The organism is Bradyrhizobium genosp. L, from assembly GCF_015624485.1.
Lineage (GTDB): Bacteria > Pseudomonadota > Alphaproteobacteria > Rhizobiales > Xanthobacteraceae > Bradyrhizobium.
This window is the reverse complement of record NZ_CP061378.1, coordinates 2408037-2421517: the sequence shown is the minus strand read 5'-3', so window position 1 is coordinate 2421517 and position 13481 is coordinate 2408037. Positions and strand designations below refer to the sequence as shown.

At 64.1% G+C, this 13481-nt stretch carries 13 protein-coding genes; 4 read left to right on the top strand and 9 right to left on the bottom strand.

Annotation, left to right across the window (positions count from 1 at the left end):
- The first annotated feature begins 58 nt into the window (after positions 1-58).
- The 4 genes from IC762_RS11180 to IC762_RS11165 are packed head-to-tail and all read left to right on the top strand — an operon-like array spanning position 59 to position 3798.
- Positions 59-1426, top strand: a complete 1368-nt coding sequence (locus tag IC762_RS11180; protein ID WP_195788852.1) for an iron-containing alcohol dehydrogenase — start codon at positions 59-61, stop codon at positions 1424-1426.
- Positions 1427-1440: 14 nt separating this feature from the next.
- A complete protein-coding gene (locus IC762_RS11175; RefSeq protein ID WP_195788851.1) occupies positions 1441-2166 on the top strand; it encodes an SDR family oxidoreductase in 726 nt (241 codons plus the stop codon).
- 32 nt (positions 2167-2198) lie between these two features.
- The gene (locus tag IC762_RS11170) at positions 2199-2882 is read left to right on the top strand and encodes a class II aldolase/adducin family protein (protein WP_195788850.1); all 684 of its coding nucleotides are present in this window, start codon (positions 2199-2201) and stop codon (positions 2880-2882) included.
- 13 nt (positions 2883-2895) lie between these two features.
- On the top strand, positions 2896-3798 hold the full coding sequence (locus tag IC762_RS11165; RefSeq protein WP_195788849.1) for a TIGR01459 family HAD-type hydrolase: 903 nt from the start codon (positions 2896-2898) through the stop codon (positions 3796-3798).
- A gap of 28 nt (positions 3799-3826) precedes the next feature.
- Here the strand turns inward: IC762_RS11165 and IC762_RS11160 are convergent, their stop codons facing one another.
- The 9 genes from IC762_RS11160 to IC762_RS11120 all read right to left on the bottom strand — a co-directional run bounded on the left by IC762_RS11160 (position 3827) and on the right by IC762_RS11120 (position 13309).
- Complete coding sequence (locus IC762_RS11160; RefSeq protein ID WP_195788848.1) at positions 3827-5230, bottom strand: amidase; 1404 nt, start codon at positions 5228-5230, stop codon at positions 3827-3829.
- Between the two features lie 89 nt (positions 5231-5319).
- Positions 5320-6081 (bottom strand): SDR family NAD(P)-dependent oxidoreductase, encoded by a 762-nt coding sequence (locus IC762_RS11155; protein WP_195788847.1) that lies wholly within the window; start codon positions 6079-6081, stop codon positions 5320-5322.
- 57 nt (positions 6082-6138) lie between these two features.
- On the bottom strand, positions 6139-6849 hold the full coding sequence (locus IC762_RS11150) for an ABC transporter ATP-binding protein (RefSeq protein ID WP_195788846.1): 711 nt from the start codon (positions 6847-6849) through the stop codon (positions 6139-6141).
- Complete coding sequence (locus IC762_RS11145) at positions 6839-7558, bottom strand: ABC transporter ATP-binding protein (RefSeq protein WP_195788845.1); 720 nt, start codon at positions 7556-7558, stop codon at positions 6839-6841. Before IC762_RS11145 ends, IC762_RS11150 begins: the two co-directional genes overlap by 11 nt.
- Positions 7559-7560: 2 nt before the next feature.
- Entirely contained in the window at positions 7561-8631 is a 1071-nt protein-coding gene (locus IC762_RS11140) for a branched-chain amino acid ABC transporter permease (protein WP_195788844.1), read from the bottom strand.
- A 14-nt stretch (positions 8632-8645) separates the two neighbouring features.
- Positions 8646-9512, bottom strand: a complete 867-nt coding sequence (locus IC762_RS11135) for an ABC transporter permease subunit (RefSeq protein WP_195788843.1) — start codon at positions 9510-9512, stop codon at positions 8646-8648.
- A 106-nt stretch (positions 9513-9618) separates the two neighbouring features.
- Entirely contained in the window at positions 9619-10857 is a 1239-nt protein-coding gene (locus IC762_RS11130) for an urea ABC transporter substrate-binding protein (protein ID WP_195788842.1), read from the bottom strand.
- Positions 10858-10894: 37 nt separating this feature from the next.
- On the bottom strand, positions 10895-11890 hold the full coding sequence (locus IC762_RS11125; protein WP_195788841.1) for an acetamidase/formamidase family protein: 996 nt from the start codon (positions 11888-11890) through the stop codon (positions 10895-10897).
- An 18-nt stretch (positions 11891-11908) separates the two neighbouring features.
- Complete coding sequence (locus IC762_RS11120) at positions 11909-13309, bottom strand: amidase (protein WP_195788840.1); 1401 nt, start codon at positions 13307-13309, stop codon at positions 11909-11911.
- Between the last annotated feature and the right edge of the window lie 172 nt (positions 13310-13481).

Below are 13481 nucleotides of genomic sequence, written 5' to 3'. Positions count from 1 at the left end.
TGCACACAGTGTTGACAATTGTCAATCAGCCCGGTTAATTGCCATTCGCTTTTGTCAAATGTCACGATCAGGGCTGCGTCGCCGATGTTGCGGCGCGGATATGCAGATGCCGAAGCACAACTGGACCGCGCTGATCGACGATCTGGTGGCCGGCCGCTGGATCAATCCGCTCACCGGCGCAGCGGTAAAAGTGCCTTACGACTCCATCGTGATCGAAGACAGCCTCGAAGGTCGCGAGGCCGAGCTGGTCGCATCCTTGAAGCTCGGGCATCGGCTTGCGGTGGTCGGCGATCAGGCAACCTATGAGGCGATGGGCGCGCGTATCGCCAGCGCCTTGCGCGAACTCGGTCCCGTCGAGACCATCGTGCTCGAACGACCGCATGCCGACATGGCCGAGGTTCGCAGCCTCACCGAGAAGCTGCGCGGTTTCGATGGTGTCGTTGCGGTCGGCTCCGGCACGGTCAACGATCTCTGCAAATACGTCACCGGTTTGGACGGCCGGCGCTATTGCGTGTTCGCCACCGCCGCCTCGATGAACGGCTACACGTCTTCGACGGCCTCGCTGACGCTCGACAGCGGCTTGAAGGTCTCGCTGCCCTCGCACACGCCTGCCGGCTTTTTCGTGGACCTGAAAGTATCGGCCGCAGCGCCGCCCTTTCTCGCCGCATCCGGCTTCGCCGATTGCCTGGCTCGCTCGGTCGCACAGACCGACTGGTGGATGTCGCACCGGCTGTTGGGCACGGCCTACTACCAGGAGCCCTACACGATCCAGGCCGCCGACGAGATCGAGCTCAACAAACGCGCCGGCAATCTGCCCAAGGGCGACATCGAGGCGATGGGGTATCTCTATCGCGTGCTGACGCTGTGCGGCCTCGGCATTTCCTTCACCGGAATTTCACATCATGGTTCGATGGGCGAGCACCAGATCTCGCATTACATCGATTGCTTCGCCGGCGCGCGCCATCCGGGCAGCCTGCACGGCCAGCAGGTCGGCATCGCATCGTTGAGCATGGCGCGGCTGCAGCAGCAGATGCTCGCCGCCGACCGGCCAAGCTCAATTCGCGCGACCAACATCGACGTCGCCGGCATGAAGCGCCGCTTCGGCGAGGAAGTCGCCTTGCAATGCCTTGCCGAGTTGCAGCAAAAGGCCTTCGACCGTGATGGCGCCGTCGCCTTCAACCGCAAGCTTGATGACAGCTGGCCGGAACTTCGGCGTGAACTTGCCGCCTTCACGATTCCGGTCGACGAGATGAAGCGGCTGCTGTCGGCTGCCGGCGGCGCCACGACTGCCGCCGAGCTCGGCGTGCCCATCGATTTCTATCGCGAGGCGATCGTGCATTGCCGCGAGATGCGCAACCGCTTCTCATTCCTCGACATTGCTGCAGACGACGGAACGCTGGACGCGTTCGCAAAAGGTGAACTCTGACGGGAGGCCGAGACATGACCGCCAAGCCGCTTGTCGCCGTGACCGGAGCGAGCTCCGGCATCGGAGAAGCCACCGCCCGCGCCTTTTCCGCGGCCGGCCACCCCGTGCTGCTGATGGCCCGCCGCATCGATCGGCTCGAGGCCATGCGGCTGCCCAATTCGATCTGCCGCCAGGTCGACGTGCGCGATCGCGCCGCGCTGGCCGCCGCGGTGCACGAGGCCGAAGCGAAATTCGGCCCGGTCGACCTGATGTTCGCCAATGCCGGTATCGCCCGGCTCGGCGACATCGGCAAGCAGGACCCCGCCGACTGGGACGAGATGATCGCCATCAACGTCAACGGCGTCATGAACAGCGTGCACGCCGTGATGGCCGGCATGATGGAGCGCCGTCACGGCACGCTGGTGATGATGAGCTCGATCGCGGGACGCAAGGTATATCCCGACCACACGGTCTATTGCGGTACCAAATTCTTCGTCCACGGCGTCTCCGAGAGCTTGCGCGAATATTTGTCCGCCTACGACGTGCGCGTCATCGTTATCTCGCCCGGCATCATCGAAACCGAGGTGCTGGATGGCGTGAAAGATCCGGCGACGCTCGCCAACTACAAGGCAAACAAGGCCGCGATCGGCGGCGGCATCGGGGCCGAGCATGTCGCCGACCTCATCCTCGACGCCTACAACCTTCCGCAAAAGGCGCTGGTGCAGGAGATCTGCATCACGCCGACCCGACAGAAATATTGAGCGCGCCGCGCGCCGACCGCCAGGAGCAGATCATGACCGATACCGAACTTCAGCTGCGCGAATCAATCATCGCGAAATGCCGCTGGATGAATGCCAGCGGGCTGAACCAGGGCACGTCCGGAAACATCTCGGCGCGCCATGGCAACACCATGCTGATTTCGCCATCCGCTACGCCCTACGAAACGCTCACGCCAGACATGATCGCGGCAATGCCTATCGACGGCGACTATGGATCATGGAGAGGGCCGCTCAAGCCTTCCACCGAGTGGCGCTTTCATCTCGACATCATGAAAGCGCGCCCCGACGTCGGCGGCATCGTCCATACCCATTCGACCTATGCGACCGTGCTGGCGATTGCGCGAAAGGAAATCCCGGCCTGCCACTACATGATGGCGGCCTTCGGCGGCATGAACGTCCGCGTCGCCGGCTACGCCAGGTTCGGCACCAAGGAGCTGTCCGAACATGCACTCAACGCGCTCGAGGGGCGCACCGCCTGCCTGCTCGCCAATCACGGGATGATCGCCACGGGAGCTTCGCTGGACAAGGCGATGTGGCTCGCGGTCGAGCTCGAGACGATCGCCCGGCAGTACTATCTCTCGCTGGCGATCGGCGGACCGGTGCTGTTGAACGAGGCCGAGATCGGTGAGACCGCAGCCGCGTTCGGCAGTTACGGCGTGCAAGATCCGCCGGTCGAGAAGCGAGAAGCGATGGCATAGATGGAGACATGACATGTTTGGCCGCGCGCCGGTCGGCATCCCAACGGCAAAGCCAGCGCTGACGCCGCTTGCGGACGTCAAGCGCATCACCGGAATGCGGGAGATCGTTGAACGATTCGATCTCTTCCTGGTGGATCAATACGGGGTGCTGCATGACGGCGTCGCGGCCTGTCTGGGCACGATCGATGGGCTGAACAGGATTGCGGCCTACGGGCGGAAAGTCGTCGTCCTGACGAATTCGGGAAAGAGTTCGGCTGCGAATCTGGACCGGCTCCGCGCACTGGGCTTTGCCGGCTCATGTATCGATGCCGTGGTCAGTTCCGGCGAGGTGGCCCTGCAATGCGTCAAGAGCGGCGTGCTGGGGCCACCCTTCATGACCGGTGCGGCGGCCTGCGTGATCGGCCGTGCCGACGAACGATACGCCTTTTCGTCCGACGACTTCGAACTGGTCGCCCATCCGCAGGACGCCGCCTTTCTGGTGTTTGCCGGATCAGACGCGCCCCGGATCCCGCTGCAAGCCTACCACCGCGAACTGGCAAGCGCCGCCCGCGCGGGCGTGCCGGCGATCTGCGTCAACCCCGACATCACGATGATGCGCGACGGTGAGCTCGTGCCCGCCCCCGGCGCGATCGCACGTCTCTACGAAGATCTCGGCGGAGCGGTCGAGTATGTCGGCAAGCCGCATTTGCTGATCTTCGCGCAGGCGATCGCGACCGCCGCATTGGATCCTGATGCCCGCGCCATCATGATTGGCGACAGCCCGGAGCACGATGTGGCCGGCGCCAGGCAGATGGGACTATCGACCCTTCTGGTGCGGACCGGCATTCATCGAGACTTGCCCGAGCCGCAGCTGTTGCAGCTATGCGAACAGGCCGACGCTATCCCGGACTTCCTGATGCCAGCCTTTCGCTGGTGACTTTGCGGCGCCATTCAGGTCGCGCGTTTCATGCGATGGGCGGCCGCCGCGTGTGCCAATCCGTCACCGACTGGAACGCATAACCGGCGCGGGATAGGACGTCTTCGGACAGATGCGGGCCGACCAGCTGCATGCTGAGCGGCATCTGATCCGATGCCATGCCCATCGGCAGCGTGATGGTCGGGCTGCCCGAGAAGTCGAACACCGCGGTAAAGCGCAGGATGTTCAGCAACACGGTCGGGTCGGCGCCATATTCGCTCATCCTGGTGAGCGTCGGGATCGGCACCGGCATGGTTGGGATCAGCAGCAGGTCGATATCTGCGAACATCACAGCCAGGCTGCCGCTGAATTTCAGCCGCTCATGATGGATCGCGGCAATCTCGACGCCGCTCATCGACCTGCCCTGCTCGATCAATTGCGCAAGGTCGGGACCGTATTCCGCCTTCCGTGACGGATAGGTCGCTAGATGCGCCTCCGCCGTCTCGATCGAGCACATCGGAATCCACATGCTGACGAGCTTCTCATACGACGGGAATTTGATCTCGCGGATCTCGGCGCCGAGATCCGCAAGCACCCGCTCAGCCTCCACCAGGGCCGACACCATTTGCGGATCGATCCCGTCCTGGGTGTATTTACGATCGACCCCGATCCTCAAGCCGCGGATGCCGTCCCCGATCCCCGCCAGATAGTTCGGCACCGGAGCCTGCAAGGTGGTCGGGTCGTTGATGTCGGCGCCGGCGATGACGCCGAGCATCGCGGCGGCATCGGCGGCGCTGCGGCACATCGGCCCGACATGGTCGAGCGAATCCGCCAGCGGGAAGACGCCGTATCGGCTGACACGGCCCCAGGTCGGCTTGATCCCGGTCAGGCCGCAGGTCGCCGACGGAAACCTGATCGAGCCGCCGGTGTCGCTGCCGATCGAGCCGTAACAAAGCCCGGCCGACGTCGCCACGCCCGAGCCGCTCGACGAAGAGCCGACCCAATAGTTGGTATTCCACGGATTCAGCGGGGCCTGGTCGGCCGGATGATGGCTGGTATAGGCGCCTTCGGTCATCTTGAGCTTGCCGAGCGCGACTGCGCCAGCGCGCTCGAGCCGGTCGACGATCGTCGCGTTGAACGACGGCACGAATTTGGCATGAATCGTCGTGCCGCCCGCGGTCGGCGCAAACGTCGTGTAGCAGAGGTCCTTCAGCCCGATCGGCACGCCGTGCAGCGGGCCGCGCGAGATGCCCTTCGCGATTTCGCCGTCATGGCTCTTGGCCTGCGCCATCGCGCGTTCGGCGAGCACGAGTGCGTAGCCGTGAAACTCACCGTCGAGCTTCGCGATCCGCGCCAGCATCGCCTCGGTGACCTCAGATGACTTCAGCTCGCCGCGGTGAATGAGCTCGGAGATTTCGGTGATCGGTTTGTAGTGCAACGGTTCTGCTGACATCTGACGGCGTCCTGTCTTGATCGGAAATACCCTGCCTAGACCGCCGCTGCTGCACGCAGCGGTCTACGATCTGCGATGGCTTCGCGTGCCTAAAACTGGACGCCGCGGGTCAAGGCGCCGTCCACGACGAGGTTCGTCCCGGTGATGAAGCTCGCCGCCTTGCTCGCGAGGAACACGGCGGCGTTCGCCATCTCCTGCGGCGTGCCCATGCGGCCGGTCGGGTTGAGCGCCAGCGCCGTCTTGTAGAGCTCGGGGTTGCCGTCCTTGATCATGTTCCAGACGCCGCCTTCGAAATAGGTGTTGCCCGGCGATACCGAGTTGGCGCGGATGCCCTGGCCGGCGAGCTGGTAAGCCAGCCCTTGCGTGTAGTGGATGATCGCGGCCTTGAAGGTCCCGTAAGGCCCGCTCGCGAAGTCGACTTCGCGTCCCGACACGCTGGAGATGGTGACGATCGCGGCCGCCTTGCTCTTCTCCAGATAGGGCATCGCCGCATTGACCAGCCGCACCGTGCCCATCATGTCGGTGGAGAATTCCTTCTCCCAGCTCTCCTCGTCCTGCCCGATCGACAGCGCGCTGACATTGGCGACCACCACGTCGATGCCGCCGAGCTTCGCGGCCATGTCGCCGACCCAGGCCTTGAGCGCCGGGCCGTTGGAGACATCCACCGCGCCGCCGAATGCCGCAACGCCCGTGGCCTTGAGTGCCGCGACCGCGCTGTCGACGTCGGCCTGATTACGGGCGCAGATGCCGACATCAGCGCCTTCGGCCGCGAAGGTGTCGGCGATCGCCCTGCCGATCCCCTTGGTGCTGCCGGTGACGAGAACTTTTGCTCCCTTGAGTCCCAGATCCATGGTTCGCTCCCTCCACTATTATCAATTGTAAATCGCGCTTCTCCTCGGCGCAGCCGATCAAAGCAACAGCTGGGCGCGGACATTGTCTTCGTTGACCTCCTCGCCGGCCAGCGACCGCGTGATCTTGCCCTTCTCCATGATGTAGCAGCGCTGGGCGACGGCAAGGATGGTGTCGAGATTCTGCTCGACGAAGATGATGGTGGTGCCGAGCTCGTCGCGGAACGATTTCAGCGCTTCGCAGATGTGCTGCACGATCGAGGGTTGGATGCCCTCGGATGGCTCATCCAGGATCATCAGGCTCGGATTGCCGATCAGCGCGCGTCCGATCGCGAGCTGCTGCTGCTCGCCGCCCGACATGGTGCCGGCGGCCTGACGCCGGCGCTCCTTCAGGCGCGGGAAGTAGGTATAGACGAGCTCCCGCAACTTCTTTCCATCGGGGCCGCCGATCAGCTCGCCGACCTGCAGGTTCTCCTCCACGGTCATCTGCGGAAACACGTCGCGGCCCTGCGGGATGTAGCCGAAGCCGGCACGCGCCCGTGCATCGGCCTCGAGCTGCGTCACGTCGCGCTCCATGAAGGTGATCGTGCCGCGCCAGGTCTGCAGCAGGCCGATGATGCATCGCATCAGCGTCGATTTGCCGACGCCGTTGCGGCCGATCACGCCGACGATCTCGCCGCGCGCGACCTGCATGCTGATGCCCTGCAGGATCGGGGTCGCGCCGTAGCCCGCCCAGAGTCCGGACACTTCCAGAATGCGATCAGTGGGCATGGGTCTTACCCAAATAGATTTCGGCGACCTTCTCGTCCTGCAGGATGGCGTCGAGACTGCCGCGCGCGAATATCTTGCCGAGATGCAGCACGGTGATGCGCTGCGCGACCTGGCGCACGAACGCCATGTCGTGCTCGACAACGAGAACCGTCATGCCCTCGGCATTGAACGACTTGATCAGCTCGCCGGTCTTGTGGGTTTCCTCCGGCGACATCCCGGCGGTCGGCTCGTCCAGCAGGAGGAGCTGCGGCCGCAGCGCCAGCGCCATGCCGATCTCGAGCCATTGCTGCTGGCCGTGCGACAACGCCCCGGCGAGCTTGCCGCGATCATCAGCCAGATCGAGCAGCGTCAGCAGCCGCTCCTCCTCGGCGGCGCATTCGGCGCCTGACAGACGTTCCTGGAGCGCGATCTGGATGTTCTGCCGCACCGGCAGCTCCTTGAAGACGCTCGGCGCCTGCATCTTGATGCTCATGCCCCGCTGCACCCGCGCATACGGACGCTCGTTGGTGATATCGGCGGAATCGAACGAGATGGTGCCCTTGGTCGGCGGGTAGAGCCCGACGATCAGCTTGAACAGCGTGCTCTTGCCGGCGCCGTTCGGACCGATCAGGCAATGCAGCTCTCCGGCATTGACGGAGAGGTCGACGTCGGACACGGCGGTCAAACCGCCGAAGCGCTTGGATACGCCCTTTACTTCGACCAAGGCCATGATCAGGTCTCATCCGATTGCAGGCGGTGAGTGTCGGCCAGCGCCGGCACCTCACGTCGCCGTCGCCTGTTCCACCCATCGACGACCAGCTTGCCGATGCCGAGCACGAATCCCTGCGGCGCCAGCATCACGGTTGCGAGCAGCAGCGCGCCCATCAGCACCAGTGCCGCCTGTTGGCTGTAGACCGTGATGGTCTGGAAGCCGAACAGCAGCAGGAACGATCCGACCAGGGTCGCCGTCAGGTCGCTGCGTCCGGAGAACGCGACCCACACGATCGGCATGGCGGCGGCGGGCAGGCCGATGCTGGATGGGGTGATGAACTGCCCCCACGATGTGTAGAGTGCGCCGCTGAGGCCCGCGAGACCGCTGCCGATCACGAAGGTCAGAAGCTGGTACTTGCGGACATCGTAGCCGAGCATCTCGGCGCGCTGCGGATTTTCGCGCGTCGCCACGATCACGTTGCCGACGCTCGAGTTCACCAGCATCCGCAACGCGAGGTAGACGATCACGATCAGCGCGATCATGACGTAATAGAGCGCAGACCCTTCGATATCGAAGTCGCCGACGGTCAGCGGGTCCATGCCCTTCATGCCGTTGAAGCCGTTCAGCCGGGCGGGACCGATATGCCATTCCGGGCCCGCCGTCTGCCCGAGGAAGAAGGCCAGCACCAAGGTCGCCGACAAGGTCACGATGCCGAAGAAGATGCCGCTGATGCCGCCCCAGATCATGAAGTAGCCAAGGATCCCGGCCGCCACCATCGCGACGGCCACCGAGAGCACGAGAGCTGCGATCGTCGCCGTTCCGCCGCCCATGTTGATGGCGAGCACGCCGTAGCCATAGCCGGCGACGCCGAAGAAGAAGGTCTGGCCGAACGACAGCATGCCGCCATAGCCCCACATCAGGCAAAGCCCGAGCGCCATGAAGATCCAGATCAGGAAGTAGGCGAAGTTTCCGACATCGTAGGAATCTGCAAACGCCGGATAGATCAGCGCGCCCGCCAGCACGGCAAGAAAGCAGGACCAGAAGACCTTGCCTCGTCCGAGCGTCTGTGGACCTTCAAGCAGCCTCAACATCGGAGAATTCCCGTCTAGCGCCCACGACGAACCAGCACGCTGGATAGTCCCTCGGGCAGCACCCGGATGATCAGGATGACGGCAAACAGCATCCCGATCTGTCCGATGATCTGCCCATAACTCGCATTCAGCGCCATCCTGATCACAGCCAGGACCACCGCGGCAGGCGCGGTTCCGAGCAGCACATTGGCGCCGCCGATCACGACCGTGACAAAGCTTTCGACCACGAAAGTCGCGCCCATGGTCGGGATCAACGTCATGGTGGGCGCATAGAGCGCGCCGCAGAGCCCCGCCAGCGCCGTGCCGATGCCGAAGCTGATGGAATAGATCCGCCCGGTTCGCGCGCCGAGCGCCTTCGCCATCTGCGCATTCTGCATGGTTGCGCGCGCGATCACGCCAAAGCGCGTCTTCATGAAGATGATGTAGAGGCCGGCGAGCACCGCCACGGCAGAGCCGAACAGCACCAGCCGGTAGGTCGAGAAGGTATATTCGCCGATCGCAAAGCTTCCCTCGGGGGTGCCGATGCCGCGCACCGCGGAGCCGACGATCAAGAGCATCGATTGGGTCACGATCAGGCTGAGGCCCCAGGTGGCGAGCAGCGAGTCGAGCGGACGCTTGTAGAAGCGACGCACGATCAGGAATTCGACGACGACGCCGATGATGCCCGCCGTCAGCGCGGCCATGATCTGGGCGATCGCGAGCGGTACGCCGAGGTTCACCAGTCCCACGGTCACATAGGCGCCGCACATGATGAACTCACCATGCGCCATGTTGATGACGCCCATCATGCCGAACACGATGGCAAGGCCCGCCGCCGAGAGGATCAGGAACGCGAAGACGTCGGCGAACTGGTAGAACAGCGAGAAGAGCTCAGCCGACATTCCCGTCTCCGTGATCGCGGCGCCGCATCGCTGCGGCGCCGGTGTGGTTCGAAGTCACGACGCTAAACACGACGCTAAACAAGAGCAAGATTCGTGCCCGCATCCGTCATGATTTGCTGGGAAGATGACTCGGCGTGTACTGATCCTTGTCGTTCTTCTTGGTGAGGTCGCAGCCGATCTGGCCGAGCCAATAGGGTTGGATCGTCCCGTAGTCCTTCTCCACCGTCACCTCGTGCTTGGGTCCGACCGAGATCAGGCGCATGCGGTGCGAGGTATGCTGGCTCTTCGGGTCGATGCAGACCTTGCCCTCGGGCGCGTCGATGCAGGCATCGCCGGTCGCGATCACCTTGCGCAGATCTTCGAGCTTGGTCGACTTCGCCTTCTCGACCAGCGTCTTGTACATGTAGAGCGCGTTGTAGGCGTTGTAGCCCATGTCGTTGATGTAGAGCTCGTCCGGGAATTTGGCGTGCCAGCGCTTCTTGAAGTCGTTGGCTTCGGGGGTGTCGATCTCCTCGAACCAGTTCGCGGTCGCGTGCATGTTGTTGAGCGCCGGCGGCTTGAAGCGCTTGTGCTCGAAGCCGAGCATGATCTTGATCGAGGAGCCCATCGGCAGGTTGAGGTTGGCCGCGGCGGCCTGCTCGAAGAACGAGTCCTGCGCCGCGCCGACGTTGATCGTCAGCAGCCAATCCGGCTTCGCCTTCTGGATGTTCTGGATGGTCTGCGCGAACTGCGAGACGCCGAGCGGGATGAACTCCTCGCCGACGACCTCGCCGCCGAGATCCTTCATGATCTTCCGGTTCCACTCGGCCGAGATCTGGCCGAAATTGTAGTCGGCGGCGATCACGTAGACTTTCTTGCCGAACTTCTCGACCATCCACGGGATCAGTGTCGAGAACTGCTGTTCCGGCACCGCGCCCATGCTGATCATGCTGGCGTCGCAGACGCCGCCTTCATACTGGTTCGTATAAATATACGGCGTGGTGGTGCGATCGACGATCGGGCGCAGCGCCTCGCGCGAGGCTGAGGTGATGCCGCCGATCAGGACGTCGACCTTGTCGCGGTTGAGCAGCCTGCGGCCGAACTCCTGATAGCGGGCGTTATCGCCCTGCGGATCGAGATGGATCAGCTCGATCTGCCGACCGAGGATGCCGCCGCTCTTGTTGATCTCCTCGACCGCGAGCTGCGAGCCGTGCAGCTTCGGCATGCCCATGAAGGCAAGGTCACCGGAGACATCCTCCAGCAGTCCGACCTTCAGTGGCGGCTCGGCCGCATGTGCAACACTCAATGCCGCCGCTGCGAGCACAGCGCCGAGCAAGACCCTTCCGAGCTTACATCTCGAATACATTTGACGTCCCCTGTCCTGAATGGAAGCCGATCGATATTCACGCCTTGAGGTAGTTCTTCAGGATCGACGCCCCCATCGTGTATTTGGGGTCGACCATGTTGCCGAGCCGCATGCGGCCGGCCTGGCTGAGCAGCATGTAGGCGTCGATCTCGTCGAAGCCGTAATCGGCGCTCATCCAGCGCACCAGTTCGCGATAGGCGATGCGGGCGGCGTCTTCGAGCGGGCGCGCGCTGCCAATCGTCATGATGAAGTCGCGGGTCTCGAGCCGCGGCCAGGCAAAGCTCCAATTCTTGATCAGATCGATCTGCAGCGTTACCGTGGCGCGCTGCTCCATCGCCACGCCGGAGAGCTCGCCGTCGCCCTGGGTGGCGTGGCAGTCGCCGACATAGAGCAGCCCGCCTTCGGCGTGTACCGGGAAATAGATGACGGAGCCGGGCGCGACGTCGGGCAGATCCATGTTGCCGCCGTGGTAATCGGGCTGCAGCGAGGAGATCGCCTCGATCTCGGGCGACACGCCGATCGTGCCGATGAACGGCTCGTAGGGCAGCGTGATCTTGTCGCTCCAGCGTACGCCGTTGCGATCGACATGCAGCTTCTTGACGCGCTCCGGCAGCGGCGGATTGAGCAACGCCGTCGATGCCGTGCCGACCAGGCCGCCGAACTCCGGAATGATGCAGGTCGTGCCGGCCGGCTGCGCGCCGCGCGTCTCGACGTCGCGGATATGAACGGCGAGGCAATCGCCCTTCCTGGCCCCTGCCACCGCAATCGGCCCGCATTGCGGGTTCAGGAACGGGAAGTTCAGTTTTGCCGTGGGGCTGTCTTTCTCGCTCGTGAGCACGCCGCCGAACGCGTCTTCGGTTTCGACGACAATGACGTCGCCGGGGTCGATCGACAGTGTCGGCTTCGCGTATGGTCCGTAGACGTAGTGGAAGCCACCCTGCTGCTCGATCGTCAGACTGTGGGTCGCACCGGTCGCGCCCTTGGCGACCGCCCGCTTTGCCATGATGGAACTGCTCAACCAATCCTCGGACATACGAAGGTCTCCTGAAACTCAGATCGCGGGGTGACGCTTGTGCCAGTCGGTGACGCGCTGGAAGGCATCGCCGGCGCGGACCAGGCTCGCTTCGTCGAAGTGACGGCCGACAAACTGGAAGGCGACAGGACCGCCATTCGGCGCGAAGCCACCGGGCAGCGTCACGGTCGGGCTGCCGGTCATGTCGAACGGACAGGTGAAGCGCAGCAGGCCTGCGATCAGCGAAGCATCTTCGCCGAGCGCCGCCATCTTGGCGAGCGTCGGTGCGGCAAACGCTTGCGCCGGAACCGCGAGGAGATCGACCTGCTCGAACAACAGCCGCACCGCGCCGCGGAACGCCTCGCGCCGCAGCACGATCTTCTGATAGTCCATGCCGGATTGCGCGCGGCCGAGGTCGAGCAGGCCGGCGAGCGCCGGACCGTATTCGTCCTTGCGCGCGGGATAGGTCTCCTCATGCGCAACAGCCACCTCGATGCCGCACAGCGGGAACCAGTCCTCGATGACGGCCTTCGGATCCGGGAAGGTGATGTCCTTGATCTTCGCACCGAGATCGGCAGCGACCCGCAGGCCCTCGCTGAGCACCTTGCCGGCGGCCTCGTCGGTGCCTTCGCTGGTCCAGCGCCGGTCGACACCGATGGTCACGCCGCGCAGATTGCCGGTCATGCCGGCGAGATAGTCCGGGACCGGCAGCGGCACCGATGTCGTATCCTTCGGGTCCTGGCCCGCGATCACGGCGAGCATCGCGCCGCAGTCGGCCGCGCTGCGCGCCATCGGTCCGATGTGGTCCAGCGTGGCCGCCAGTTCGAACGCACCATAACGGCTGACCCGCCCCCAGGTCGGCTTCAGCCCGGTGATGCCATTGGCCGCAGACGGAAAACGGATCGAACCGCCGGTGTCGGTTCCAAGCGAACCGAAGCAGAGGCCCGCCGCAGTGGCGACACCGGAACCGCTCGATGACGCACCGGACCACAGATCGGCGTTCCAAGGATTTTTCGGCGGGTCAATCTTCGGGTGATGGTCGGCGTAGGCGCCTTCGGTCTGCTGCAGCTTGCCGAGGATGACAGCACCGGCATCCTTCAACCGCGCAACGACCGTGGCGTCCTCGCTCGGACGGAAGTCGCGATGGATGGTCATGCCGTGGGCGGCCGGTGCACCCTTGACCCAGCACAAATCCTTGATTGCGATCGGCACGCCGTGCAGCGGCCCCTTGGCCTTGCCGGATGCGATCTCCTTCTCCGCAGCCGCCGCGTCAGCGAGTGCGGCCTCCGCCATCACGCTGGCGTAGCTCTTGAGCTTGCCGTCGAGCTGCTCGACGCGTGCGAGCATTGCCTTGGTCACCTCGACCGGCGACAGCTTCTTGGCCTTGATTTGCTGTCCGATCTCGATCAGCCCGAGATAGTGAATATCCGTCGTCGGCATCGTGTTTCGTCCCCGCGCTTGACGTGACGCGAGCGCGGGATCAGCCCATCGCCGCGCACGCGCCTCCGGCCTGACAACACGGCGGTGTCGCCAGCTTTGTTTGGCGGCAAAAAGAAAAAAGCCACCCGCCCCTCCGAAACGAGGTGACGAATGGCTCGAATGCCGCAGCTAT